General features: G+C 65.9%; 18 protein-coding genes. 6 read left to right on the forward strand and 12 right to left on the reverse strand.

All coding sequences use genetic code 11. The features are described from left to right. Positions 1–113 precede the first annotated feature (113 nt). From DW352_RS09830 to DW352_RS09845, 4 genes are all read left to right on the forward strand, one after another. Positions 114–1,457 (forward strand): agarase, encoded by a 1,344-nt coding sequence (locus DW352_RS09830; RefSeq protein ID WP_245434390.1) that lies wholly within the window; start codon positions 114–116, stop codon positions 1,455–1,457. Then, on the forward strand, positions 1,454–2,731 hold the full coding sequence (locus tag DW352_RS09835) for a family 4 glycosyl hydrolase (RefSeq protein WP_115690756.1): 1,278 nt from the start codon (positions 1,454–1,456) through the stop codon (positions 2,729–2,731). Before DW352_RS09830 ends, DW352_RS09835 begins: the two co-directional genes overlap by 4 nt. A 2-nt stretch (positions 2,732–2,733) precedes the next feature. After that, complete coding sequence (locus DW352_RS09840) at positions 2,734–3,567, forward strand: PIG-L family deacetylase (RefSeq protein ID WP_162826887.1); 834 nt, start codon at positions 2,734–2,736, stop codon at positions 3,565–3,567. Between the two features lie 89 nt (positions 3,568–3,656). Continuing rightward, the gene (locus DW352_RS09845; protein ID WP_115690760.1) at positions 3,657–5,027 is read left to right on the forward strand and encodes a cation diffusion facilitator family transporter; all 1,371 of its coding nucleotides are present in this window, start codon (positions 3,657–3,659) and stop codon (positions 5,025–5,027) included. Here the strand turns inward: DW352_RS09845 and DW352_RS09850 are convergent. The 3 genes from DW352_RS09850 to DW352_RS09860 form a co-directional block, all read right to left on the reverse strand. Next, positions 4,980–6,197, reverse strand: a complete 1,218-nt coding sequence (locus DW352_RS09850) for an acyltransferase family protein (RefSeq protein ID WP_115690762.1) — start codon at positions 6,195–6,197, stop codon at positions 4,980–4,982. The two genes, DW352_RS09845 and DW352_RS09850, sit on opposite strands and share 48 nt — an antisense overlap. Before the next feature lie 99 nt (positions 6,198–6,296). Next, positions 6,297–7,280, reverse strand: a complete 984-nt coding sequence (locus DW352_RS09855; RefSeq protein WP_115694343.1) for a zinc-dependent alcohol dehydrogenase family protein — start codon at positions 7,278–7,280, stop codon at positions 6,297–6,299. Positions 7,281–7,323: 43 nt separating this feature from the next. Then, positions 7,324–8,289 (reverse strand): Bug family tripartite tricarboxylate transporter substrate binding protein, encoded by a 966-nt coding sequence (locus DW352_RS09860; RefSeq protein ID WP_162826888.1) that lies wholly within the window; start codon positions 8,287–8,289, stop codon positions 7,324–7,326. Positions 8,290–8,449: 160 nt separating this feature from the next. On the opposite strand from DW352_RS09860, the gene pepN reads away from it, so the two are divergent. Then, positions 8,450–11,095, forward strand: coding sequence for an aminopeptidase N (gene pepN / locus DW352_RS09865; protein ID WP_115690766.1), 2,646 nt, complete (start codon positions 8,450–8,452; stop codon positions 11,093–11,095). A 233-nt stretch (positions 11,096–11,328) separates the two neighbouring features. Continuing rightward, positions 11,329–13,623, forward strand: a complete 2,295-nt coding sequence (locus tag DW352_RS09870; RefSeq protein WP_115690768.1) for a sensor histidine kinase — start codon at positions 11,329–11,331, stop codon at positions 13,621–13,623. A gap of 165 nt (positions 13,624–13,788) precedes the next feature. On the opposite strand, the gene DW352_RS09875 is transcribed toward DW352_RS09870, so the two are convergent. The 9 genes from DW352_RS09875 to DW352_RS09915 form a co-directional block, all read right to left on the reverse strand. Beyond that, a complete protein-coding gene (locus DW352_RS09875; protein ID WP_425374643.1) occupies positions 13,789–16,707 on the reverse strand; it encodes a bifunctional [glutamine synthetase] adenylyltransferase/[glutamine synthetase]-adenylyl-L-tyrosine phosphorylase in 2,919 nt (972 codons plus the stop codon). Between the two features lie 74 nt (positions 16,708–16,781). Further along, positions 16,782–18,209, reverse strand: coding sequence for a sensor histidine kinase (locus DW352_RS09880; RefSeq protein ID WP_115690772.1), 1,428 nt, complete (start codon positions 18,207–18,209; stop codon positions 16,782–16,784). After that, positions 18,193–18,873 carry a response regulator transcription factor gene (locus tag DW352_RS09885; RefSeq protein WP_162827227.1) on the reverse strand — a complete coding sequence of 227 codons (681 nt, stop codon included), beginning with the start codon at positions 18,871–18,873 and terminating at the stop codon, positions 18,193–18,195. Before DW352_RS09885 ends, DW352_RS09880 begins: the two co-directional genes overlap by 17 nt. Positions 18,874–19,267: 394 nt before the next feature. After that, complete coding sequence (locus tag DW352_RS09890) at positions 19,268–20,800, reverse strand: Do family serine endopeptidase (protein WP_115690776.1); 1,533 nt, start codon at positions 20,798–20,800, stop codon at positions 19,268–19,270. A 154-nt stretch (positions 20,801–20,954) separates the two neighbouring features. Continuing rightward, entirely contained in the window at positions 20,955–21,431 is a 477-nt protein-coding gene (locus tag DW352_RS09895) for a cytochrome c-type biogenesis protein (protein ID WP_115690778.1), read from the reverse strand. Between the two features lie 4 nt (positions 21,432–21,435). Next, a complete protein-coding gene (locus DW352_RS09900; protein ID WP_115690780.1) occupies positions 21,436–23,415 on the reverse strand; it encodes a heme lyase CcmF/NrfE family subunit in 1,980 nt (659 codons plus the stop codon). Further along, positions 23,412–23,876, reverse strand: coding sequence for a cytochrome c maturation protein CcmE (ccmE, locus tag DW352_RS09905; protein WP_115690782.1), 465 nt, complete (start codon positions 23,874–23,876; stop codon positions 23,412–23,414). Before ccmE ends, DW352_RS09900 begins: the two co-directional genes overlap by 4 nt. Before the next feature lie 13 nt (positions 23,877–23,889). Continuing rightward, the gene (ccmI, locus tag DW352_RS09910) at positions 23,890–25,011 is read right to left on the reverse strand and encodes a c-type cytochrome biogenesis protein CcmI (RefSeq protein WP_115690784.1); all 1,122 of its coding nucleotides are present in this window, start codon (positions 25,009–25,011) and stop codon (positions 23,890–23,892) included. Between the two features lie 120 nt (positions 25,012–25,131). Continuing rightward, complete coding sequence (locus DW352_RS09915) at positions 25,132–26,526, reverse strand: hypothetical protein (protein ID WP_162826889.1); 1,395 nt, start codon at positions 26,524–26,526, stop codon at positions 25,132–25,134. Positions 26,527–26,568: the final 42 nt, after the last annotated feature.

Here is a 26,568-nt window from a genome sequence, read left to right on the forward strand (position 1 = left end):
GATATTGTGTCGCCGGCTCACGACTTTATTGAGACATGTCAATAGATTGCACCGGCAATGCGTCAGTCTACGCAAAAACCATCCGCCGTGAGCAGCCGATGCTGGACAAATGTGTGAGGACCCGTTGGGGCGGTCTGGCCGACGGCCAATTCAGGCCCAACGGCTTTTTCCGGCTGGCGCAAAGCGGCGGCATCTTTTGGCTGGTCGATCCCGACGGCGGCCGCTTTCTCTCGAAGGGTGTCAACACGGTGCGCTTCGATCAGGACGAGGTTCGCGGCACCAAACGTGTTCCTTATGCCGACGCCTGCCTTCGTAGGTACGGGAGCGAGCCGGCCTGGCGCAGCGCGATTGCGCAGCGGCTCACCGGCTGGGGCTTCAACACGCTCGGTTCCTGGTCGGATGAAGGGGTCGCCGCCCATGCGCAACTGGTGCTCACGCCCAACATCGACCTCGGCATGTCCTTCGCCTGGCAGGCCAATGAGCGGGGTGGCCCCAGACAGGAATTCCCGGATGTGTTCGATCCGGCCTTCGAAGCACATGTCATGCGGCGGGCCCGCGACAAGTGTTCGCAACATAGCGGCGACGCCAATATCGTCGGCTGGTTCATCGACAATGAACTGCGCTGGTGTCCCGACTGGCGCGGGCCGGACGATCTCCTGCCGCTGTTTCTCAATCTTTCACCGACCACGCCAGGCCGTGGCGCGGCGCTCGACTTCCTGCGCGGACGCTACGGCGATATGGCCGCCTTCAATGCCGTGTGGCGCACGCGGGCGACGACGTGGGATGCGCTCGGAGCGCTGGACCCTATCGAGCCGGCCTACCGCCGCAAGCCGCCTTACGACCGCAATGCGAGAGATGAGATCATCGCCAACGTCGCCGACCCGCATCGCGCCGCCTTCTTCGCCGATTGCGACGATTTTCTCGCGCTGCTCGCGGAGCGCTATTTCACGCTGACGGCCGCCGCGATCAAAGCCGCGGACCTGCACCATCTCGTGCTCGGCTCGCGCTTCGCCTTCCCGCCCCCCGTCACGGTCATCGAAGCCGCGGCGCGTCACGTCGACGTCATCTCGTTCAACTGCTACGGCCCCGACCCCGATGGCGCCCTCGCCGCTTATGCGCCGACCGGCAAACCGTGCCTGATCGGCGAGTTCTCTTTCCGCGGCGCCGACGCCGGCCTGCCCAACACCAATGGCGCCGGCCCGGTCGTCGCGACACAAACCGAGCGCGCTGCGGCATTCGAGCGCTACGCGACGAAAGCGCTGCGCCATCCGCGCGTCGTCGGCTATCACTGGTTCGAACACGCCGATCAGCCGGCCGAGGGCCGGTTCGACGGCGAGAACTCCAACTTCGGCACCGTCAGCATCGACGACAACGTCTACGAGACGCTCACCGAGGCGATGACGACGTTGAACACGCAAGCCGAGACCATCCACGCCAGCGCGGAGGCCATCGCATGAGCCATCACACCAAGATCGCTTTCCTCGGCGCGACCAGCATGTCGTTCGGCTTGAGCATGTTCCGCGACGTATTCTCGAGCGACGAGTTGCGCGGCTCGACGCTCACCTTGGTCGGGCTGGACCGCGCTCCCTTGGAGAAGATGACGGCGCTCGCGCGCCTATTGAACGAAAAGACTGGCGCCGGCCTTGTCATCGAGCAGACGACCGATCGCCGCGCTGCGCTCGATGGCGCCGGCTTTGTCGTCAACGCCACGGCCATCGACCGCAACCGGCTGTGGAAGCTCGACTTCGAGGTGCCGCGCAAATACGGCATCCGCCACACGCTCGGCGAAAACGGCGGCCCAGGCGGGCTGTTCTTCACGCTCCGCACCTTGCCGCTGGTGTTCGACATCGTACGCGACATGGAAGAATTGTGCCCGAAGGCGCACTTCCTCAACTTCTCCAATCCGGAAAGCCGCATCGTTCTAGCGCTCGGCAAATACAGCAAGATCGCCTCGCTCGGCCTGTGCCACGGCATCTTCATGGGCCAGGGCGATGTCGCCGAAATCCTCGGCCTGCCTTCCGAGGATGTCGACGTCTCCGGCGCCGGCATCAACCATTTCCAATGCCTGACGCAGATCCGCCACCGCAAGACAGGCGAAGACCTCTACCCGCTATTGCGCGAGAAGGAAAAGACGCTCGACCCCGATTTCGCGCCGCTGACGCGGCAACTGTTCCGAGCCTTCGGCTATTGGTTCACCTGCAGCGACGATCATTTAGGGGAATATCTCGCCTTCGGCTGGGAAGCCGGTGAGGACGGCTACGATTTCGAGGAGGATGAGCACGAGCGGACCGCATTCGCCGCGCAGATCGATACGGTACTCGGCGGCGGATCGATCCCGAGCGACTGGCTGACCCCTTCGGGCGAACGCGGCGCGGCCGCCATCGGCGGCATCCTGCACGACAAAAAGCGTGTCATCGAGTCTGGCGTGGTGCCGAACCACGGCACGATTCCCAACCTGCCCTATCACGCGTCCGTTGAAGTGCCGGTAATGGCCGACGCCGCCGGCATTCATCCGATCTCGCTCGGGCCGTTGCCCGATGCGGTCGCCAAGCTGCTGCACACGCCGGTACAAGTGCATGAGCTGGCCGTCGAAGCCGCGGTGCACGGCTCGAAGGAGATCGCCCTCCAGGCTTTGCTGATCGATCCGGTGGTGAATTCGGCCGATGCCGCTGTCAAGCTGCTCGATGAGCTGTGGGAGGTGAACAAGCCCTATATCCGCGCGTGCATCTGATCATGACAGACGGCATCGAACACGTTGCCTTTTACTTCTCGCCGCACGAGGACGACTGGCAGCTGTTCATGAATCCGCCGGCTTTCACGGACGTGCTCGATGCCGCCTGCCGCGCGGTCTTCGTCCATATGACGGCCGGCGATGCCGGGCTCGGCCTGGGCAATGGCGGCCGCAAGCATCCGTTCTATCTCGCGCGCGAGCACGGCGCCGAGGCCGCCATCCGTTTCATGGCGGACGCCGATGAGCGGTCGCCGATCGAGGCACAGACCGGCGCTGTGTCGTGCAATGGACAGAGCTTGCAGCGCACCGCTTATCGCAACACAGCGACATATTTTCTGCGCCTGCCGGACGGCAGCCCCAGCGGCGACGGCTACGAAACCACCGGCCGCCAGTCACTGAAGCGGCTGCGCGGCGGCGACATCGATGGCATGACCACAATTGACGGCGCCGCCGTCTATCGCGACTGGGAGGCGCTTTGCGAGACGCTCCGCGCCCTGATCGAATACGAACGCCAGGGCGAGCTTGCGGTCGATCTCCACATCCCCGAGACCGACGCCGCGCTCAATCCGAACGATCATTCCGACCACGTCACCACCGCCCTCGCCGTACGAGAGGCGTGGCGCGGCCAGCCCGCGCGATGGCACCACCATGTCGGCTATGCCAGCGGCAGCCGCCCGGATAATCTCGGCTCCGCGGAGCGCGACATGAAATGCGCCGTGTACGCCGTCACGCTGGCCGGTGTGCTCGCCTTCGACCACTCGGTGTCTTGGCGGCACTACGACCAGATGTTCATCGGCCGTAACTACAGCCGCGTCGAGCATCTGGAACGCAGCTAATAATCAATCGCAGCAGCAAAATGCGACGTCGCGCGGGCTCGAAATTCCGGCAGGATTAGGCTACATCCGCGGGCGCGAAAGGCCCCTGCATGCAGAATGAGAAAGAACAAGTCGCGTTGTCGTCGATGGCCGCGTCGGCCGCGCTGACGATTGCGAAGGCGATCGTCGGCATCAGCACCGGCTCGCTCGCGATTCTGTCGGAAGCCGGCCACTCGCTCATCGACTTCGGCGCGACGGTGATGACCTACATCGCCGTGCGCATCTCGGGAAAGCCCGCGGATGAAGAGCATCATTACGGCCACGGCAAGGTCGAGGCCGTTTCCGCGCTCGCCGAAACCGCGCTGCTGTTCCTGCTCTCCGGTATCGTCATATGGGAGGCCGTCAAGCGGCTGGTGGAGCACGAAGGCCATGTCGTCGAAGCGACGATCTGGGCGTTCGGCGTGATGATCCTGTCGGTCGTGGTCGATTATTTCCGCGCCCGCGCCTTGAAGCGCGTCGCCAAGGAAACGCAAAGCCACGCGCTGGAGGCCGATGCGCTGCACTTCTCCTCCGACCTGTGGTCGTCGCTTGCCGTGCTGCTCGGTCTTGCCGGCGTCACGCTCGGCTATCCCTGGGCCGACTCCGCCGCGGCGCTGCTCGTTGCCCTTCTGGTCTGCGTCGCCGGCTGGCGGCTCGGCCGCCGCACCATCGACACCCTGACGGACACAGCGCCGACCGGCGCCGCCGAGCTGATCAATGCCATCACGCGCAAGGTGCCGGGCGTGGTCGCGGTGGAAAACGTGCGCGCCCGCGCCGTCGGCGAAACGACCTTCATCGATATGGCCGTCGCGGTCAGCCGCACTTTGCCGCTCGACCGCGTCAACGCCATCAAGGCCGCGGTCGCCGATGCGCTACGCGCGGGCATGCCGGGCGCCGAGCCGATCGTCACCACCGATCCGGTGGCGCTGGACAACGAGACCGTGCTCGACCGCGTGATGGTGATCGCGCGCAACCGGGCGCTCGCCGTGCATCACGTCACGGTGTCCGATATCAAGGACCGGCTGTCGATCTCGCTGGATCTCGAAGTGAACGGCAAGATGTCGCTCGGCGCCGCGCACGAGAAAGCGGACGACCTGGAGAAAGCGATCGAGGCTGAGCTGGGCGCCGAGGTCGAGGTCGAAACGCATATCGAGCCGTTGCAGGCGCAGCATCTATTGGGCCGCGAAGCGCCGCCAGAGCGGGTGCAGGCGGTCGCGATGGCGCTGGCCGAATTCGCGGCGGCCGGCCGCATCATTCGCGACGTCCACGACGTCCGCGTGCGCGAGACCGACGAAGGCGAGATCGTCAACTTCCATTGCCGCGTCGACCCGGCGCTCAGCGTGCAGACGGTGCACGAGAACGTCGACGCGCTGGAGCGCGCTTTGCGGGAGCGCTCATCCTCGATCAAGCGCGTGATCGGCCACGCCGAGCCTGTACGGTAGGCGCGCGCTTCGATCGTAGGCGAGGCGATCCTTGCGCGAGAAGCGGAACGCGAAGGGCCGATCCGCCAACCGGTTGAAAGCGCGGCGCGCCGGCACTTCGATGAAGCGATAGCTGGCGGCGGCGAGCACGACGACCGCCAACATGAAGTCCACCATCACCAGGTCGACCGAGCCCATCCAAGGCTGCGTCACTGCGCCTTCGAAGGCCTTCGTGTAGTAACCGCCGGACCACAAGCCGTAGCAGAGCATGATCAGCAGCGGCTGGTGGATCATATAGATGGAAAACGAATAGCGCCCCAAGGCCTTGAACGGCCGCGCCCGCAGCACGAGCGAAATCAAGCCCTGCTGGCCCGCGAAAATGATCACCGCCGCGCCGAACACCACGGGCGCCGCGAGACTGAGCGGCGAGACGGCGTCGGCGCCGTCGCCGGCAAAGATGACGAACAGGACCGCCACGACGATCGCGCCCAATTCCCACATCGTCGCGCGGAAGAAGCCCCGCTGTCCCGTCACCTCATGGACATGGAAAGCGACGACGCCGCCGAAGAACCCGGCGATGCAACGGATGATGCCGTAATCCCAGGTCGAGTTCATGAGCGCCGGCGCCCAGCGGTGCAGCAGGATCAGGCCGGCGACCGCCAGCGCGAGGCACGGCAGCACCAGACGACGTCCCGAAAACAGCAACAGCAGCGCGAAGAGCAGATAGACATAGAACTCGGCGCCGATGCTCCACGCCGGACCGTTCCAGACATTGCCGTGCACCAGTCCCATGGCATTGAGCAACAGCGCGCTCGGAATGATCGCGTCGATGGAATAGACCGTGCCGCTGACCGTCAGGTCGAGATCTTCCGGATGCGGCAGGCGGTTGATCCACACGACCAAGGCAATGAAGCTCGCCAGGACAACCGCGTGCAGCGGCCAGACGCGGCCGGCCCGGCGGATGGCAAAGCGCAGCATGTCGCTCGGATTGACAATCTTGCCCCGATAGCTGTGGCACAGCACGAAACCGCTCAGCACGAAGAAAAAGTCGACGAACAGATAGCTGTTGCGCAGGAAGGGCGACGTCTCGAGCGAACTTGGCATCATGCCGATGAAATGAAACATGACGACGCACAGGGCACAGATGCCCCGCCACGAGTCCAAAGCCTCGAACCGCATCGCCTTCGCCATAGATTGAATCCCCACAGGAGCAGCCTTATCGCGAACCGCGCGGGCCTGCTTTAGTTCCGGGCGCAGATGGGGAATGTTTGTGTCACGCCGCCGGCGGCACTAGGGCAGCAGAACCGCGGCGCCCTGCAGCCGGCCGTCGCGTAAATCCGACAGCGCATCATTCGCCTTGGCAAGCGGGTAGCGCGTGATTTCGCAGTGAACGCCGGCCTTGGGCGCGAGCGCCAGGAACTCGTGCGCGTCATCGCGTGTGAGGTTCGCGACCGACATCAGCTGCCGCTCTTCCCACAGCAGCGCGTAAGGGAAACTCGGTATGTTCGACATATGGATGCCGCCGCAGACGACGCGGCCGCCCTTTCTCACGGCCTTGAGCGCCGCGGGAACCAGGCCCCCGACCGGCGCGAAGATGATGGCGGCATCGAGCGGTTCCGGCGGCGTGTCCTCGGAAGCGCCGGCCCACACCGCACCGAGCGAGCGGGCGAAGTCCTGCGCGGTATCATCTCCAGCGCGGATGAAGGCGAAAATGCGCCGCCCCTGCCAGCGCGCGACTTGCGCCAGGATATGCGCGGCGGCGCCGAAGCCGTAGATGCCGAGATTGATGCCCTCGCCCGCCATGCGGTAGCTGCGCCACCCGATGAGCCCGGCGCAGAGCCACGGCGCGATCTCGGCGTCGTCGCCCGCCTCGCCGAGCGGAAAGCAGTAACGCGCATCCGCGATGGTGTGCGAGGCAAAGCCGCCGTCGCGCGTATAGCCGGTGAACAAAGGCGCATCGCACAGGTTCTCTCGGCCGGCGCGGCAATATGGACAGACACCGCAGGTCGCACCGAGCCACGGCACGCCGACGCGCTCGCCCAGAATGAAGCCGGTCACATTCGTGCCAATGGCGATGATGCGCCCGACAATCTCATGGCCGGGTACGATGGGCAGTTTGGGATGGGTCAGATCGCCATCGACGACATGCAAGTCGGTACGACAGACACCGCAGGCCGACACCGCGATGAGCAGTTCGCCCGCGCCGGGAACCGGCACGGGCCGCTCACGATACACAAGCGGTGTATGCGGCGCCTCGAGCACCGTCGCGCGCATGGTCGGCGGGATGCCCGAGGCTTCGCTCATGCGGCGGGATCTTTCATTTGATGCCGTCTTTGAAGATCGACGCAAGCTTGGCGGTGTCGTCGGCGATGGTCTTGTCGAACGCTTCCGGCGTCATCGACAGGGCTTCGACGCCTTGCGCGGCGAACTTCGCCTTGATGTCGTCGGTCATGATGATCTCGGCGACATCGCCATGCACTTTGGTGACGATGTGGCGCGGCGTTCCCGCGGGAGCCAGAAGGCCGAACCAGGAGTCGTATTTGAAGCCCGGCAGAGCGTCTTCCCCAATCGTGGGGAGGTCCTTCATGGTCGGGTTGCGCGTGGCGGTCGCCACGGCCAAATCGCGGACCTTGCCGGCCTGCACCAGTTCGACGCCGACATTGATCGGCGTGAAGTACAACTGCGTGTCGCCGCGCACGACGCTGGTCACCGCCTCGGGCGCGCCTTTGTAGGGCACATGCAGAAGATCGATCTGTGCCGCGTCCTTGAACATCGCGGCGGCGATGAAGGTCGCGCTCGCGGGTCCCGGCGACGCGAAATTGAGCTTCCCGGGATTGGCCTTGGCGAGCGCGATGAACTCCTTCACCGATTTCGCAGGCGAATCCGGCGGCACGATCATCACCACCGGCACCGACGCGACCGGCGTCACAGCCGCAAAATCTTTCACCGGATCGAAGGTGAGGCTCTTGTTGACGACGCCGGCGATGGTGTGCCCGTTCGACGTCAACATCAGCGTGTAGCCGTCCGGTGCACTTTTGGCGACGGCCGTCGTCCCCGGCAGGCCCGGGCGATTCTCCACGACGACATTGTGCTTCCACTTCTCGGTCAGCTTTTCCGCAACGATGCGCGCCAGGATGTCGGTGGCGCTGCCGGCCGAAAATGGAACGATGATGCGGACCGGCTGTTGGCTGGGGTAGCTTTGGGCGGCGGCCGGCGCCGCGAACCCGAGCAGGCCGGCAGCTACCACCGCAACGCCGCGTAGCGTCCTCCACGTAAAGGTCATTTTCTTCTCCCTTGGTATGTCCGGATGCGATTCCGGTTTCTGTTGTGAAACTGATATCATCGATGCGCGAGCGGGGGGAACTGGCCTGAAGCGCCAATCGTCGCGCCCGCGCCCACGAGGCCACTTCCAATGCCGGCTCCCAGGCTTTAGATCGAACGCCATGCGCACAGACATTGCCCACACGATCCGCCTTAAAGACTATTTGCCGCCCGCGTGGCTGGTAGAGACCGTCCATCTCGACGTGTCTCTGCATCCCTCGGAAACCAGAGTTCGGGCCAAGCTCGCGTTCAAGCCCAATCCAGAGTCGGCCTCCGCGCCATTGGTGCTCGACGGCGACGGGCTGTCTTTGATGTCGCTCAAGCTCGACGGTGCGCCGCTGCCTGCGGCCAATTTCGTCGCTTCGCCGAACCAGCTCACCATTCCACAGCCGCCGAACGGCCCGTTCACGCTCGAGATCGAGACGCTGGTCGACCCATCCGCCAACACCCAGCTCTCCGGCCTCTACCGCTCCAGCGACACCTATTGCACACAATGCGAGGCGGAAGGCTTCCGCCGCATCACTTATTTCCCCGACCGCCCGGACGTGATGGCGGTCTATACGACGCGCATCGAAGCGGACCGCCAGGAAGCGCCGGTGCTGCTCGCCAACGGCAATCTGGTCGACAGCGGCGCGCTCGACAACGGTCGTCACTACGCCGTCTGGCACGACCCGCATCCCAAGCCGTCATATCTCTTTGCCATGGTCGGCGGCGATCTAGCCTGCGTCGAGGACAGCTTCCGCACGATGTCCGGCCGCGACGTGACGCTGCGCATCTATGTCGAGCACGGCAAGCAGGACCGCTGCGCCTATGCGATGGACTCGCTCAAGCGCTCCATGCGTTGGGACGAAGAGGCCTTCGGCCGCGAATACGACCTCGACATCTTCATGATCGTCGCCGTGTCAGACTTCAACATGGGCGCGATGGAGAACAAGGGCCTCAACGTCTTCAACGACAAATACGTATTGGCCAGCGCGGAGACCGCGACCGATGCCGACTTCGCGCATATCGAAGCGGTCATCGCGCATGAGTACTTCCACAACTGGACCGGCAACCGCATCACCTGCCGCGACTGGTTCCAGCTGTGCTTGAAGGAAGGCCTCACCGTTTTCCGCGACCATGAATTCTCTTCCGACATGCGCTCGCGCCCGGTGAAGCGCATCAGCGATGTGCGCAATTTGCGCGCCGCCCAGTTCATCGAGGACTCAGGCCCCCTCGCCCATCCGGTGCGACCGGAGGCCTACAAGGAGATCAACAACTTCTACACCACCACCATCTACGAGAAGGGCGCCGAGGTGGTGCGGATGGTGCACACCTTGCTCGGTCCGGAAAAATTCCGGGCCGGCATGGATCTCTATTTCCAACGTCATGACGGCGAAGCGGCCACCGTCGAGCAGTTCATCCAGTGCTTTGCCGATGTAACCGGCCGCGACATCGCGCAATTCATGCTTTGGTACAGTCAGGCCGGCACGCCGCGGGTCACGGTGAGCACGCATCATGACGCCGCCGCCGGAACCTATGCCCTCAGCCTCAAGCAAGCGGTACCGCCGACGCCGAACCAGCCGACCAAATCGCCAATGGTCATTCCGCTGGTGACGGGGCTCATCGGCCCGGACGGTCGCGACCTGCCGCTCGTCCTAGCGGACGGCGGCGTCGTCCGACGCGGCGTTCTAGTCCTGCACGAGGCCGAATGGACCTTCACGTTCACCGGCATCACCGAGCGCCCCGTGCTGTCGATCAATCGCGGCTTCTCGGCGCCGATCGAGCTCGTCACCGACCTCTCTAACGACGACCTCGCCTTCCTTGCGGCGCATGACAGCGACCCGTTCAACCGATGGCAGGCCCTGCAAACCATCTCGATGCGGCTTCTGATCGAGAACGTAGCGTCGATCCGCGCCGGCAAGGCACCGCGCAGCGACGACAAACTGATGGTGGCGCTCGCCGCCCTCCTGGAGAATCCAGCACTCGAGCCGGCCTTCGTCGCGTTGGCGTTGGTACCGCCCGGCGAAGGCGACATCGCTCGGGAGATCGGCAGCGACATCGACCCGGACGCCATCTTCCAGGCCCGCACGGCGCTGCGGCGCGAGATCGGCACGCGTCTCGGCGCCGCCCTCTCCACGCTCTACGAGCGGTTGACGGTGCCCGGCGGCTATACGCCGGACGCCACCAGCGCCGGTCGCCGCGCGCTGCGCAATGTTGCGCTCGATCTGATGGCGGCGGGCGGCGACGCGTCCGCGATCACGTGGGCCGCGCGGCAGTACGATGCGGCCGACAACATGACCGACCGCATGGCGGCGCTTGCGACGTTGGCCTTGCACGGCGGACCGGAGGGTGAACGCGCGCTGGCCGACTTCTACAGTCGTTTCGAGGGCGATGCGCTGGTCATCGACAAGTGGTTCTCGTTGCAGGCGACGATCCCGCAGGCCGACACGCTCGACAAGGTGCGGGCGCTGACCAAGCACGCAGCCTTCTCGTTCGGCAATCCGAACCGCGTGCGCGCGCTCATTGGCGCTTTCGCCATGAGCAACGTGACGCAGTTCAACCGCGCCGACGGCGCCGGCTATGATTTCCTCGCCGAGACGTTGCTGGCGCTCGATCCGAAGAACCCGCAGGTCGCCGCGCGCATGGCGACGGCGTTCCGCACATGGCGTACGCTGGAGGAAGGCCGGCGCGGCAAGGCTGAAGCCGCCCTCAAGCGCATCAAGGAAGGCGGCGAGCTCTCGCGCGACCTTGCCGACATCGTCGAACGTGCGCTGGCGCCGGTCTGAGCCGCTGTCAATTACCAGAACAGAAGCGGCGCGGCGGGAAATGCCGCGCCGTTTTTAATTGCGCTTATGCATTGTGGTATCAACGCTATTTGTGGGTAACGATTTCTCAATTATTGACTCGATGACTCTCGACAAATCAGTGCGCATCGATTCCAATCGGCAGTGATTCGGAGAGATGCGGCACATCCTTCCGTTTCAGGGATGACAGGGGACAATTCCGAACGGGGGCCTTCATGGCGCGCGCCGATGCGGCGAGTGCGTCCGCACGTACCGACTCTATCAAGGGCCTCGCGCAGTCGATAGCCAAACCGGCCTATCGCAGACTGCTGACGGCCGAACCGCTTCTTCGCCGGGCCGTCCCGGTGCTCATCATCGCGTTCCTTGTCACCATCTGCGTCGGTGCCTTGGTGCAGGTGCTCGACCAGCGCCGGCAAACGCTCATCTACAACATGACGACGGTCGACGCTGTTGCCGACCGCGCCGCCGAGTATCTCAACCGTCCGCTCAAGCAGCCGACCGACGCGATCACGCGGCCGCAAGAGTTGCTGACCATGGCGCTGCCTGGTTGGGCCACCGCCGGCGACCGGCGTTTCTTCCTGACCAATACCGACGGCGTGGTGGTCGCGGCGACGCCGGCGATCGACGGCGCGATCGGTCGCCGCCTCATCGATCTGCTCGGGCCGACGCAGCCGCTCACCACCTTCGGCGCCAGCGCCGGCGTGCTCGAGATCACCTTGCCAGACGAGTCGTCTGCGCTCGGCACCGTGCGCATGCTCAAGGCGCCGTTCGGCCAGTTCGCCATCGTGCAGCCGCGCGAAGGCGCGCTCGCCAACTGGCGCTCGATCACCGCGCTGACCGTGACGTTGTCGGCCACCACCGGCTTCGTGGTGCTGATCCTCGGCTTCGCCTTCCACTGGCAGGCGACGCGCGCCCGCGAAGCCGACATCATCTACGAGACGGTGCGCAGCCGTATCGACACCGCCCTCAACCGCGGCCGCTGCGGGCTGTGGGACTGGGATCTGGCGCGCGGCCGCATCTACTGGTCGCAGTCGATGTTCGACATCCTCGGCCTAGAATCCAAAGACGACCTCCTGTCCTTCGGCGAAGTCAGCGGCCGCGTGCACCCTGACGACATGCAGCTTTACGAACTCGCCAGCGAGCTCGCCGAAGCCAAGGTGACCTCGATCGATCACGCCTTCCGCATGCGCCACGCCAACGGTCACTGGGTTTGGCTGCGCGCGCGCTGCGAACTCGTGCGCCAGGCCGGCGAGCCGGGCCTGCATCTCATCGGCATTGCCGTCGACATCACCGAGCAGAAGAGTCTGGTCGAGAAGACCGTCGCCGCCGACATGCGGCTGCGCGACGCCATCGAGACCATCCCCGAAGCGTTCGTGCTGTGGGACGCCGACAACCGGCTGGTGCTGTGCAACTCCAACTTCCAGGAGCTGCATAACCTCCCGGACGAAGCGATCACCGTCGGCGCCTCTTACGAGTCCGTCGTCGCGGCGGGCAGCCAGCCGGTCGTGCGCAACAAGGTCATTTCCAACGGCACCAACGTCCCCGGCGCGCGTACCTTCGAGGCGCAGCTCGAGGACGGCCGCTGGCTGCATATCAGCGAGCGCCGCACCAAAGACGGCGGCTATGTCTCGGTCGGCACCGACATCACCGCGCTGAAGACCCATGAAGAGCGGCTGGTGGACAGCGAGAAGAAGCTGATTGCCACCGTCTCCGACCTCCAGGCTTCGCAGCAGCGCGCCGAAGAGCTCGCCGGGCAATACGCGGTCGAGAAGACCCGCGCCGAGGAAGCCAACCAGGCGAAGTCGAAGTTCCTCGCCAATATGAGCCACGAGCTGCGCACGCCGCTCAACGCCATCATCGGCTTCTCGGAGATCATGGAGTCGGGCATGTTCGGCCCGCTCGGGGCCGATAAATATCAGGAATACTGCAGCGACATCCGCAGCAGCGGCCAATACCTGCTCGACGTCATCAACGACATCCTCGACATGTCGAAGATCGAGGCCGGCCGCATCCGCCTCGAATTCGAGGAGCTGGCGCTCGATCCGGTGCTCAACGAGGCAATGCGCGTGGTCGGCGCCCGGGCGCAGGACAAGGCGCTTGAACTCAGCGCCAAGATCGACCGCGAGCTCTGCTTGCGCGCCGACCGCCGCGCGCTCAAGCAGATCGTGCTCAATCTCTTGTCCAACGCCGTCAAGTTCACGCCGCAAGGCGGCCGCGTCACCGTGCGCGGGCGCCAGGCCGACGGCTGCATCGTCCTGTCGATCGCCGACACCGGCATCGGCATCGCCAAGGACGCCCTCGCCCGGCTCGGCCGGCCGTTCGAGCAAGTCGAAAGCCAGCTCACCAAACGGCATCAGGGCTCCGGCCTCGGCCTTGCCATCTCCAAGTCGCTGGTCGAACTGCATGGCGGCGCCATGCGCATCCGTTCGACGCCGGGCAAAGGCACGATGGTGATGGTGCGCCTGCCGCTCGCGCCGCAATGCGCGATGCCGAAGGATCAGGCGGCGTAGTTTCTACACCGCTCATTCCCGCGAAAGCGGGAATCCAGCGCCGATTGAGCGTTTTGCAAAGTCTGGGTCCCGTCGCAAGTCGGCTGTAGCCGACTTGCGCACTATGACGACAGACATCGGGTAAACTCGATGTCTGTGCGCGGGGACGAGCGGAATTCGACGCCGTTACGGCGCCTGTCCCAAGATCCGCACGAAGCTCTCGCGCACTTTGGCCTGCATGTCGGCGACGGTGACGTCGAGCGTGGCGAAATCCGGCACGCCGGCCGCGCGCGCCAGAAGACGCAACAGCCCCGGGCCCGCCGTCTTAGGATCGAAGCCGCCCGGCAGGCACAGCCGCAGGATCTGCGTGAGGTCGTGATAGAGCTGCACGGCGGGACGCAGCACTTCCGCGTCTTCGACCGCCAGCAGCTTCAAAGCCCAGGCCTTGTCGAGCACGCGCGCGGTCGACGTGTCCAGGATGCCCGGCTTGTCGTGCGCATGCACGAGCTGGAGATATTGCGCGATGAACTCGATGTCGATCAGCCCGCCCGCGACGTATTTGAGGTCCCAGCGCTCGCTGTCGCCCTTTTCCGTGGCGATGGCCGAACGCATCTCCACGACATCGCCGGCGATCAGCGTCGCATCACGGCGACGGCGCAGGATGCCCTGAATGACGTCCTGGACGCGCGCGGCGAATTCCGGCGGCGCCGACACGACGCGCGCGCGCGTCAGCGCCATGTGCTCCCAGGTCCAGGCTTCGTTCTCTTGATACTGAGCAAAGCTGCCGACCTGCGTCGCCAACGGTCCCGATTGGCCGGACGGCCGCAGGCGCATGTCGACCTGGTAGAGCGCGCCGTAACTCGTCTGCGCCGTCAGCGCGTTGATCAAACGCTGCGTCAGCCGCGCGAAATACTGGCCGCCATAGAGCGAGCGCCCGCCATCCGATTCCGGCTGCGCCGCGTCGAAATCGTAGACCAGGATCAGGTCGAGATCGGACGACGCCGTCATCTCGTAGCCGCCGAGCTTGCCCATCGCCAGAACGGCGGCTTCTTCGCCGCGAACATGGCCATAGGTGCCGGCGAAATTGTCGGCCACCGCGCGGTGCACGGCGCGGATCACGGCATCGGCCAGCCGGGCGAACGCTTCGCCGGCCTGACGCGCCGTAACCGTGCCGGAGAGAATCCGCGCGCCGATCAGGAACATGTATTCGAGGCCGAACATGCGGATGCGGTCGAGCAGATCTTCGTCGTAGCTGGCCTGCGCCAGTACCGCGTCGAGCCGGCGGCCGAGTTCGTCGGCATCCGGCAGCGCGCCGAAGAAGCTCGGATCGACGAACGCATCCATCACCTGCGGATGCCGCGCCAAAATGTCGGCAAGCCGCGGCGCGATGCCGAGCACCAAGGTCGTCAGTTCGATCAGCTCGGGGTTCTGCCGGAGCAGCGACAGCAAACGTCCCGCGCCATGCAGGTTGGCGAGGAAGTGATCGAACTGCACCAAGGTGGCGTTGGGATTGTCGGTACGGCCGATCTGCTCCAACAACACCGGCACGAGCTCGCGCAGGTGATTTTGCGCCACCTCGCCCTTGAGCGCGCGATGTCCGCCGTCGAGCCAATGACGCACGATGTGCGAGGCCTCGAGCGGCGCGCGGAAGCCGAGCTCCATCAGGCGATCGAGCGTCTTGTGATCGTTGGCCTCGGCCGGGAAGCGCATTTCCGGCCGCTCCGGGCCGGGCATCTTCTCGAATAGCCGCGCGTAATAGTGCTGCACCTTCGTGAGATGGCCGAGCAGCACTTTCGCGAAGGCATCCCGCCCGTCAAAGCCGAGGAAACGCGCGAAGCGCTCCATCTCCGCGCGCTCGGCCGGCAGCGTCTGCGTCTGCTCGTCGTTCATCATCTGCAGGCGATGTTCGACGGTGCGCAGGAAAAGATAGGCGGCGGACATCGCGTCGCGCGCGGCCTCGTCGATCCAGCGATCCTCACACAGCTTGACGAGGGTCGTCAGCGTATCGCGGTCGCGCAGGCTCGGATTGCGCCCACCGGCGATCAGCTGTTGCGTCTGCGCGAAGAACTCGATCTCGCGGATGCCGCCGCGTCCGAGCTTGATGTTGTGACCTTCGACGGCGATCTCGCCGTGTCCGCGATAGGCATTGATCTGGCGCTTGAGCGCATGCACATCGGCAAGCGCGGCGAAGTCGAGGTACTTGCGCCAGACGAAGGGCGAAAGCTCGGTCAGGAAGCGCTCGCCGGCCGCGATATCACCGGCGCAGGGCCGCGCCTTGATCATCGCGGCGCGTTCCCAGCTGCGGCCCACGCTCTCGTAGTAGGACATGGCGGCCGCTGTCGACACTGCGATCGGTGTCGAGGACGGATCGGGCCGCAGCCGCAGATCGGTGCGGAAGACGTAGCCGTCGCCGGTGCGCTCCTGCAGGAGCTTCACCATCCGCTGCGTGATGCGGACGGTCGTCTTGGTCGCGAGATCCGGATCGGGGAATATCGGCGCGGTCTGCTCGAAGAAGACGATGAGGTCGATATCGCTCGAGTAGTTGAGCTCGAAAGCGCCCATCTTGCCCATGGCGAGCACGATGTAGCCACTGTCGCGCGCCGGTGCCGCGGCATCGGCGGGATTGATGCGGCCAGCCTGCGCCGCCTCGCTGAAGGCGAAACTCAACGCCGCTTCGACCGCAGTATCCGCAAGTGCGGTGATCGCCCGGGCGGCGCGCATGATCGGCCAGACGCCGCCGATGTCCGCCACGGCGATGAGCAGCGCGGCTTCCGCCTTCATGCGCCGCAGTAGCCGCATTGCCTCCGCCTCATCGGCGGTGGCGGCAACCGCGCGCATCGTCGCGGCGAGAAGATCATCGAAATGGGTATCGGGATCGGCGACCATCAGCCGCAGCAAGCGGGACGGATCGTTGCTCGCCAGTTCCCACAGAAATGGCGCGCTCTCGGCGAAGCTCTCGATCAGCGTGCGGACGAGCGGAAAGCGCGTAAGAAGAGTGCCGACTTCGCTCGCCGCCGATGGGTTGTCCGCCAGCCAGCCGTCCACACGGCTGCGGGCGGTAACGGGATCGCTGAGTTCCGGCGCCGCGACGATACGGGCTGCCAACGACAAATTATCGCCGGCCGCGGAAGCGGCAGCGCGAAAAGGATCGGACGTGACGTGTTGACCACCCGGCGGAGTCATCCTGCACTCTGTACCGGCCCTCCCCGCGGCAGCGCAATGATGCTCTTCAAACCTGGTTGATTATCTTCAAGGACGAGTTCCCCGCCATGCAGCCGTGCGACGGCCGCCGCGAGGCTCAAGCCGAGCCCCGAGCCCGGCTGCGAACGGCTGCACTCCAGCCGGACGAATCGCTCGACGACGCGGCCCCGGTCCGCTTCCGGGATGCCCGGTCCGCGGTCCGCCACCGCCAGCAGCACGCGCTCGCCCTCCAGGCGCGCACTCACCACGATCTCCGGCGCGACACCCGGCGCGCCCTCCTTCGGCTCGCTGTACTTGATGGCGTTATCGACGAGGTTGGCGAGCGCCTGGCTCACCAATTCGCGATTGGCCTTCACCGGCGCCGGCGTACCGGCGTCGATCTTCAGCGCAATTCCCTTCTCGTCGGCGAGCGGCTCATAGAGTTCGCAGACGTCTTGCGCGATTTCAGCGGCATCGAACTCGCTCATGTTGTCGCGCGCCTGGCCCGATTCCGCCCGCGCGATCATCAGCAGCGCATTGAAGGTCGCGATCAGATCGTCCGACTCCTCGATGATCGTCTCGAGCGCGGAACGATACTCGGTCTCGCTGCCGGATGTGCGCAGCGCCTGTTCGGCACGGTTGCGCAAGCGTGTCAGCGGCGTCTTCAAGTCGTGCGCGATGTTATCGGACACTTCCTTGAGGCCGTTCATCAAGGCTTCGATACGCTCGAGCATCTCGTTGAGGTTCTCGGCCAGGCGATCGATTTCGTCGCCCGAACCCGCGACCGGCAGCCGCTCGCCGAGATCGCCGGCCATGATCGTGCGCGTGGTCTCGGTCATCGCGTCGACGCGGCGCAGGACGCGGCGCGTCACGAACAGACCGCCGGCCAGGCCCAGCACCACGACGATCAACACCGACCAGCGCCCTGCCGACAGCACGATCGTGTACAGCCGCTCGCGCTCTTCGAGGTCGCGGCCGACCAGCAGCCGGAACCCGCCCGGCAACTGGAAGACGCGCACCAATGCATGATGTTCGTGATCGCCGCGCTCGCTCGCCTCCGACTCATCGAGGCGGCGATAGCTGGTCTCGATCCAACCTGTATTGTCGAGCGTGCCGGGCGGCAACGAGGTCACGTTGCCGGCGAGCGACTCGCCCTGATAGGTCGTCACGAGATAGAGGCTCGAACCCGGCCGGCGCGCGCGCGCATCCACGACGATCACCAGCCGCCGGATGCCGCCGAGCCGGTATTGCTCGGACAGGCCGGTGATTTCGGCGTTGACGGTATCGGTGATCTGCTCGGTGATCAGACGGCGGGTGTTGAGCGCGAAATAGCCGAGCAGGAAGGCCGCGAACAAGGCGAACACGGTCAGATAGACCAGCGTCAGCTTGAACGTGGTGGTGCGAAAAAGCTTACCGAGCGCCGTCACGGATCATGTATCCCGCGCCGCGGACCGTGTGCAGGAGCGGCTGGGAGAAATTCTTATCGATTTTCGAGCGCAAGCGCGAGATATGCACGTCGATGACGTTGGTCTGCGGGTCGAAATGGTAGTCCCACACGTTCTCGAGCAGCATGGTGCGCGTCACCACCTGCCCCGCGTGCTGCATCAAATACTCAAGTAAACGGAATTCACGCGGCTGCAGGACGATCTCCTCCTCGCCGCGCCGCACCTGGTGCGACAGCCGGTCGAGCTCGAGGTCGGCAACGCGCAGCACGGTCTCCTCGCTGCGGGCGCCGCGACGGCGCGCCAATACCTCGACCCGTGCCAGCAGCTCGGAGAAGGAATAGGGCTTGGGCAGGTAGTCGTCGCCGCCGGCGCGCAGGCCTTTGACGCGGTCGTCGACCTGGCCGAGCGCCGACAGGATCAGCGCCGGGGTTTCGATGTTCTTGCCGCGCAGCGTGCCGATGACCGACAGACCGTCGCGCTTGGGCAGCATCCGGTCGACGATGAGGACGTCGTACTGGCCGTCGAGCGCCATGGCGAGCCCGTCCTCGCCGTCGTAGGCGGCATCGGCCACGTGGCCGACCTCGCGGAAGGCCTTGACGAGATAATCGGCGGCGTCGCGATCGTCCTCGATGATCAGCAGGCGCATGGTGACCCGGTCCGGTTGCGCCTCGGCGCCTACGCCGAAAGCACGATGCCCTTGAATATCTGCAGCACTGGGCATGGGTTACACCATTTCTCGCTAAATCAAAGGCGCGTCAAATCGCCCGGCTTTTTCCGCCCCCAGATTTTCGAAATAGCCGCGACGGCCGGTTGAGTGCTCCCCTTTGTCGTACGCGAGGGGGTGGCGGGCGGGCCCGCCACCCCCTCAACGACCCCACCCCGACGGGGGCGACGGATGCCGGGGTTGGAGTTCGGTCGGAAAACGCCGGCCCGAGGGCCTACACTTCCCGAATTTGCCGGGACGGGCCGAAGCCCGTCCCGTTGAGGGCGATCACCGGCGGGGGCGACGGATGCCGGTGGGACGTCCCCAAAGCTCTTGATCAGCCCTGGCCGACCGGCAGCGCGACGAAGCGGGTGTTGTCGCCGGACTTCACACGCATCAGCACGCTGCGCTTGCCGCTGGCGCGGACGTCGGCAATCACCTTGCGCACGTCGCCAGGCGAAGCGACCGACTTGCCGGCCACTTCGAGAATGACGTCGCCGGTCGAGAAGCCGCGGTCGGCGGCCACGCCCGAGGAGTCGACGCCGGTGACCACCACGCCCTGGCTGCCCGCGCCGGCCACGCCGCTGGCCGGGGCCAGCGTGAGGCCGAGCTTGCCCATTTCGGCCTGGCCCTCGTCGTCGGTGTTGGCCTTGGCCTCGCGCTGGTTCGGCAACTCGCCGAGCGTCAGGCTGACGGTCTTCTCCGATCCCTTGTGCAGGACGGAGAGCTGCACGTTCGTCTTCGGCGACAGCGAGCCGATCTTCTTGGCGAGATCGCGCGCGTCCTTGACCGGCTGGCCATTGACGGCGGTGATTACGTCACCGGCTTCGATGCCCGCCTTCTGCGCCGGGCTGTCCTTCTGCGGCTCGGCGACGAGCGCGCCTTCAGGCTTCTTCAGGCCGAGGCTGTCGGCGATGTCCTGCGTCACCGGCTGGATCTGCACGCCGATCCAACCGCGCGTCACGGAGCCATGGTCTTTGAGTTGCTCGACCACGGTCTTCACGGTGCTCGCCGGGATCGCGAAGGCGATGCCGACAGAACCGCCGGAGGGGGAGAAGATCGCGGTGTTCACGCCGATGACATTGCCTTCGGTGTCGAAGGTCGGACCGCCGGAGTTGCCCTTGTTCACGGGCGCGTCGATCTGAATGAAGTCATCGTAAGCGCCGGCGCCGATGTCACGGCCACGCGCCGAGACGATACCGGCGGTCACGGTGCCGCCGAGGCCGAAGGGATTGCCGACCGCCAGCACCCAGTCGCCGATGCGCGGCGTGCCGTCAGCGAGCTTCACATAGGGGAACGGGCCACCCTCGACCTTGATCAGCGCGAGGTCGGTGCGCGGATCGGTGCCGATGACCTTGGCCTTGTGGGTCTTGCCGTCGTCGGTGGTGACCTCGACGTTCTCGGCCTTGTCGACGACGTGGTTGTTGGTCACGGCGTAACCGTCAGCCGAGATGAAGAAACCCGAGCCCTGACCGGTGATGGTCTGGTGGCGGCCACCGCGACCGCGCGGCATGCCTTCCGGCATGTCCGGCATACCGAAGCGGCGGAAGAACTCGCGCACGCCGGGCGGAATTTCGTTGCTGTTCATCCCGGTGGTCTGGTCGCCGCCGTCGATCTTGACGCGGACGGACATCACCGCCGGTTTGACCTTCTCGACGATGTCGGCAAAGCCGACCGGCGCCTGCGTCTTACGCGCCTGCTCGGTCAGGTTCTGCGCATGCGCAGCGGGGTAACCGATCGACAGGTCGAAGTTGGGGGTTGCCACGAATGCCGCCGCGCCGAGCCCGGCGATGGTGGTGGCGAGAAGAATGGCCTTGCGGGCGGAAAACGCGCGCCGCTTCTGAGGTGCAGAAGTGTCGCTGGGCTGCATGTCGAAAACTCCATCTCCGGATGTTCGTGAGCGGGATGCGCTCTGTTCGAATCCGAAGATGGAGCTTCATGCCTTACAGCGTCCTGTCGGGGGCATTAAAGTTTGGTAAGATAGGCCCGACGGACGCGCAAAAACCCGCGAAAACCCTACGCAATCAGCGCTCGGGCGCGGCCGGGTCAACCAAAGTCGCAAGCCGCTTTTCTTCGTCGGCGGTCAATGGCGTTGCTTGCAATGGTACCGCACGGCGGCGGCGCGCCATCAGCACCAGCGCGAATCCCCCGGCCAGCAGCGCCGCCGGCGTCAGTCCCCACAGCAGCAGCGTGTGCCACTCGAGTCGCGGCTTCAGCAGCACGAACTCGCCGTACCGCGCGACCAGGAAGTCCAGCACCTGTTGATCGCTGTCGCCGGCCTGCAGCCGCTGACGCACGAGCAGGCGCAAGTCGCGCGCGAGCGGCGCATCGGAGTCGTCGATCGATTGGTTCTGGCAAACCATGCAGCGCAATTCGCGCGACAGGTCGCGCGCGCGCGCCTCGAGCGCCGGATCTTTCAGGATCTCGTCCGGCTGCACGGCGAAAGCCGCCGCCGGCACGACAAGCGCAAGCGCGAGAGCGATGGTGGCCAGGCGCCGCATGTCCCTACTCCGCCGGCTGCAGCGCGGACTTCGCCGCCGGCTTCGGCGCGCCGATGCGCAAGCGCCGGTCCGACAACGACAGCGCGCCGCCCAGCATCATCACGACGGCACCGAGCCAGATCAGCAGCACCAACGGCTTGTGATAAAGCCGGACTGCGACCGAGCCGTCCTCGTTGGTGTCGCCGAGCGACAGATAAAGCTGGCTTACGCCGCGCGTCATCAGCGCCGCCTCGGTCGTGCTCATCGCGCGCGTGGCGAACGTACGCTTGGCCGGATCCATCGCGCCGATCACGACGCCGCCGCGGCGCACCGTGAAATGCGCGACCATCTCGCGGAAGTTCGGCCCGTTGCGCTGCCCGACGCCGTCGAAGGTCACGTCGTAACCGGCGAGCGACACGTGCTGCGACGGCTTGAGCGAGACGATGCGCTCGCTCGCCCAAGACGTCACGCAAACGATGCCGAGCACCGTCACGCCGACACCGAAATGCGCGACCGCCGTGCCCCAGGCCGAGCGCGGCAGACCGGCCGCGCGGGCTTTGACGGTCGCGAGCGGCAGCCGGAACAGGCCCGTGCGTTCGGCAAGATCGACCAAGGCCCCGACCATGACGAAGAACGCCAGGCCGATGCCGAACGGCGCCAGCACGCCGTGCGCGCCATGCGCGACGAAGGTAGCGGCAAGGCCGACCAGCGCCACGCCGAAGGCGGCCACCAGCCGCTGCGCCGCGCCGTAGACGTCGCCACGCTTCCAGGCGAGCAACGGCCCGAACGGCATGGCGATGAGCAACGGCACGAACAGCGGCGCGAAGGTCAGGTTGAAGAACGGCGCGCCAACCGAGATTTTCTCACCGGTGAGCGCCTCGAGCGCGAGCGGATAAAGCGTGCCGACGAAGACGGTGAGGCACGCCGTGGTCAGGAAGAGATTGTTGAAGACCAGCGCGCCTTCGCGCGAAATCGGCGCAAACAGGCCGCCTTGCTTGAGCAGCGGCGCGCGCCAGGCAAACAAGGTCAGCCCGCCGCCGATGAAGAAAACGAGAATGGCGAGGATGAACACGCCGCGCGAGGGATCGTTGGCAAAGGTGTGCACCGACGTGAGCACGCCCGAACGCACCAGGAAGGTGCCGATCAGCGACAGCGAGAAGGCGAGGATGGCGAGCAGCAGCGTCCAGATCTTCAGCGCGTTGCGCTTTTCCATCACCACCGCGGAGTGCAGCAGCGCGGTGCCGGCGAGCCAGGGCATCAGCGATGCGTTCTCCACCGGATCCCAGAACCAGTAGCCGCCCCAGCCGAGTTCGTAATAGGCCCAGTACGACCCCATGGCGATGCCGACGGTAAGCGCCATCCACGCGGCAAGCGTCCACGGCCGCACCCAGCGCGCCCAGGCGGCGTCGATGCGGCCTTCGATCAGCGCCGCGATGGCGAACGAAAAGGCGATCGAGAAGCCGACATAGCCGAGATAGAGCAGCGGCGGATGGATGGCGAGGCCGGGGTCCTGCAGGATCGGATTGAGATCGCGGCCCTCGAACGGCGCCTGCGGCAAACGCAGGAACGGGTTCGAGGTGAGCAGGATGAAGAGATAGAACGACGTGGCAATCCAGGACTGCACCGCCAGCACCAGCGCCTTCAAGCGCACCGGCAGATTGCCGCCGAACGCCGCAACGCCGGCGCCGAACAGCGACAGGATCAGCACCCACAGCAGCATCGAGCCTTCGTGGTTGCCCCACACGCTCGTGAATTTGTAGACGAGCGGCATCATCGAGTGTGAGTTCTCGAAGACGTTCGCCACCGAGAAGTCCGACGTGACGTAACAGGCGGTCAGCGCGCCGAACGAGACGGCAACGAACACGAACTGCGCCAGTGCGGTCGACGTCGCCAGCCGCATCAGCGTCGCATCGCGATAGAGCGCGCCGATCAGCGGCACGAAGGCTTGCACCACCGCCAGCGCCAGCGCCAGCACCAGTGCGTAATGGCCGAGTTCGGGGATCATTGCGTCGTACTCGCCGGCATGTGGCCCTCGCCTTCGTTCCAGCGGCCGCTTTTCTTCAATGCGTCGACCACCTCGCGCGGCATATAGCGCTCGTCGTGCTTGGCGAGCACCGTGTCGGCGACAATCGTGCCATCCGGCTCGAGCTTGCCTTCCGCCACCACGCCCTGCCCTTCGCGGAACAGGTCGGGCACGATGCCCTGATAGCGCACGGTAACGTCGTGATTGCCGTCCGTCACCGCAAAGCGGATGCGCAGGTCGCTTCCGCGTTCGAGGCTTCCCGGCTTCACCAACCCACCGATGCGCATGCGGGTTCCGGGCGAGGGATGCTTCTCGGCGATGTCGGTCGGCGAGTTGAAGAACACGATGGAGTCGCTCAGCGAGAACAGGACGAGCGCGAGCGCGAGCGCCAACACGCCGACGCTCCCACCGATCAGAACCAACCGCCTTTGCTTGCGCGTCATGGTGCGGTCCCGTTCACCCTTCGAGTCCCATTTCCTTGATCGTATCCTCGATGCGCTTGAGCTTCTCCGGATCGCTGGCAAAGGCGCGCTTGGCGTCGCCCGCCGCGGCCTGCGCCTTGTCGCGTTCACCGAGCACGATGTAAGCGCGCATCAGCCGCTGCCACCCGTCGATATCGTCGCCGTTCTGCTTCAGGCGATCGGCAAGGCGCGCGACCATGCCACGCACCATCTCGCCGCGATCCTGCTCGTTCATGCCCGCGGCCGCATTGATGTCGGCGGTGCTCGGACCGGGCGCGGTTGCCGGCGCCGAGCCGCCCACGCGCGCGAGTGCCTCGCGCACCATCGCCGTCCAAGGCGCATCGGCCGGCGCGCCGTCGAGCATGCCGCGCCAGATCGACGCCGCCTTCGTTTTGTCGCCATCCTGCTCGGCGGCGATGCCGAGAAAGAACCGCGCCTTCAAATCGTTGCTGTCCAGCTTCAGCGCTTGGTCGAACGCGGCCTTGGCCTCTTCCGTCACAATGCCGTTCGAGGCCGCGGCCAGCGCTTCGCCGAGATCGGATTGGCGCTGCGCGCTGTCACCCGCCAGCGCGATCACCTTGCGCCGCGCAGTCACCGCATCGGCAAAGCGGCCGAGCCGCATATAGACTGGGGCCAGCACCTCGTAGCCGCGCGCGTCGTTCGGATTGCGCTCGAGATGCGCTTCGACCTGCGACACCATGCTGGCGATGGAGCGGCTCTGGTTCGCCTGTTGCGCCATGCGCTCGGCGAGCGGCGCGCCCGGAATCTGCGGCGACCCGAGAGACAGATAAAACGCCGCGGCCCCCAGCGGCAGGAGCACGAGCGCCGCGACGGCCGTGGCACGCCGCCGCCAGAGCGGCGCCGTTCCGGTCACGGCCGGTTCCATGTCGGCCGCATCGGCTGCGGCAATCAGCCGCCGCGACACCTCGACCTTGGCAGCCTCGGCTTCGCGCTCGCCGATCAGGCCGGCGGCCCGGTCGCGGGCGATCTCGTCGAGTTGATCGCGATAAACCGCCAGATCGCTGCCGCCCCGCGCCTCGACGCGGCGGGAGAGCGGCCACAGCACGGCGAATATCGCCGCCGCCGTCATCAGCGCAAACGCCAGCCAGAGGGTCATGGAGCCTTTCGATCGGTCTGCCGCCGCCACCGGGGGGCGTGGCGCGTCAGGGGCATACATCACGACGAATGATGGCGGCAATGCGCAAGATCAAATGCCACCTGAGCGGATCAGACCGGCTCAGGCGCGGGCGGTCTTGCGGTCCGCTGTCGCGGCGACTTCGGCCGCCTTGCTCAGGAGGGCCGCATAGTCCTTGCCGAACACCTTGGCACAGAGCCGCACCGCGGCATCGACCTGCGACTGGCGGAAACCGAGGTCGGCGGCGCCGGCGTGCCGCAGCCCGTCGAGCAGCGCACGGGTGTTGGTGTCGAGGAAGTACTGCAGGTCGCCGAAGGCCCGCTGCGTCATCTCGTTGATCGCGAGTTCGCCGGCGAAATAGCGGCAGTCGCCGACGAAAGAGACGAGCGCCTCGACCTCGGTCACCTCCTCGGCATCGACCGCCGACTGCGCGCGGATTTCGGACGACGGCCGCGGGCGCAGGAGACGGCGGACGCGGCCCGGCACCGACTCGATCTCCGCGCGCAACAATTCCGAAATCTGCGCGCGCTGCGCGGCGAGCGCGCGGCCCCAGGTGCTGTCGACCGGCAGGTCCAATTCCGTGCGCAGACCGCGCGCGGCGTCGTGGATCGCCTTCAAGGACGCGCCCACCGCGACGCCCTGCCCGCTGCGCAGATCGTTGCGCAATTCGCCGACCATGCGATCAAGTTCGGCGAGCACGATATTCACGGTGATGCCGTAGGGCGTTTCCGCCACACGCGCGGCCGTGTCGCTGCCCGCCGCTCTGACGCCGAAGCGGATTAACTGCCAGGGCGCGGTGAGACGCGCCCGCACGAGCAGCAAGGCATAAAGGAACGAACCGTCGCGACGCGCCGCCGCGGCCTCGGTCCAGCTGCGGCATTCGTTGAGCTGATCGTCGGAGAGATTGCCGATGCGCAGCGGCAGGTTGGCCGCCATCGCGGCCAGTGCATCGCGCGCCTTCAGCACGCATTTCAACGCGGTTGCGTCTTCCTCCGCGCGCGGCGTGCCGATCTGCGCTTTCAGCCGGCGGCGCGTCTTGGTCTCGTCGGCGGCGGCGAAGGCGATGTCGATCGCGGCGACCGCGCGATCCTGGAAAGCGCGCGCCAACTGCTCGGCCCGCGCATCGTCGTCCGCCAGCAACGCCTTGTTGACCTCTTCGATAAAGGCCGGCATCGCCGCGGGCATCAGGTCGCGGCCGACCCAGGTCCACAGCAGTTCGAGCGAGGCGCGCGCGACGCGTCCGGGATGCGTGTGATCGGGACGATCGTCGACGAGGAAAGGCTCGAGCGGCTTGAAGAACAAGCGCGCGGCGTTGGAAATGCGCGGCGCGCCTTCGCGCTGCTCGCGCACGATCGCGCGTAATTCCTGGAGCACGAGATCGGCGCCGATCACTTCGTCGCCGCGCAGCATGCTGCGCTCGAACTCGTTGATGAGAAGCGCGCGCGCCTGTGGCGTGAGCTCACGCAGGAATCGCCGCAGCCGTTCGACGGTCGTCATGACGCCCGCCATTCCCATCCAGGTCCCGATGTTATGAACTGG

Source organism: Pseudolabrys taiwanensis (assembly GCF_003367395.1).
Taxonomy (GTDB): Bacteria; Pseudomonadota; Alphaproteobacteria; order Rhizobiales; family Xanthobacteraceae; genus Pseudolabrys; species Pseudolabrys taiwanensis.

Excerpts from the sequence above, each read along its gene's own strand:
- DW352_RS09835 (WP_115690756.1), top strand. The coding sequence starts at position 1,454 with ATGAGCCATCACACCAAGATCGCTTTCCTCGGCGCGACCAGCATGTCG.
- DW352_RS09840 (WP_162826887.1), top strand. The coding sequence starts at position 2,734 with ATGACAGACGGCATCGAACACGTTGCCTTTTACTTCTCGCCGCACGAG.
- DW352_RS09845 (WP_115690760.1), top strand. The coding sequence starts at position 3,657 with ATGCAGAATGAGAAAGAACAAGTCGCGTTGTCGTCGATGGCCGCGTCG.
- DW352_RS09850 (WP_115690762.1), bottom strand. The coding sequence starts at position 6,197 with ATGGCGAAGGCGATGCGGTTCGAGGCTTTGGACTCGTGGCGGGGCATC.
- DW352_RS09855 (WP_115694343.1), bottom strand. The coding sequence starts at position 7,280 with ATGCGCGCGACGGTGCTCGAGGCGCCGCATACACCGCTTGTGTATCGT.
- DW352_RS09860 (WP_162826888.1), bottom strand. The coding sequence starts at position 8,289 with ATGACCTTTACGTGGAGGACGCTACGCGGCGTTGCGGTGGTAGCTGCC.
- pepN (WP_115690766.1), top strand. The coding sequence starts at position 8,450 with ATGCGCACAGACATTGCCCACACGATCCGCCTTAAAGACTATTTGCCG.
- DW352_RS09870 (WP_115690768.1), top strand. The coding sequence starts at position 11,329 with ATGGCGCGCGCCGATGCGGCGAGTGCGTCCGCACGTACCGACTCTATC.
- DW352_RS09885 (WP_162827227.1), bottom strand. The coding sequence starts at position 18,873 with ATGCGCCTGCTGATCATCGAGGACGATCGCGACGCCGCCGATTATCTC.
- DW352_RS09890 (WP_115690776.1), bottom strand. The coding sequence starts at position 20,800 with ATGCAGCCCAGCGACACTTCTGCACCTCAGAAGCGGCGCGCGTTTTCC.
- DW352_RS09895 (WP_115690778.1), bottom strand. The coding sequence starts at position 21,431 with ATGCGGCGCCTGGCCACCATCGCTCTCGCGCTTGCGCTTGTCGTGCCG.
- DW352_RS09900 (WP_115690780.1), bottom strand. The coding sequence starts at position 23,415 with ATGATCCCCGAACTCGGCCATTACGCACTGGTGCTGGCGCTGGCGCTG.
- ccmE (WP_115690782.1), bottom strand. The coding sequence starts at position 23,876 with ATGACGCGCAAGCAAAGGCGGTTGGTTCTGATCGGTGGGAGCGTCGGC.
- ccmI (WP_115690784.1), bottom strand. The coding sequence starts at position 25,011 with ATGACCCTCTGGCTGGCGTTTGCGCTGATGACGGCGGCGGCGATATTC.
- DW352_RS09915 (WP_162826889.1), bottom strand. The coding sequence starts at position 26,526 with ATGACGACCGTCGAACGGCTGCGGCGATTCCTGCGTGAGCTCACGCCA.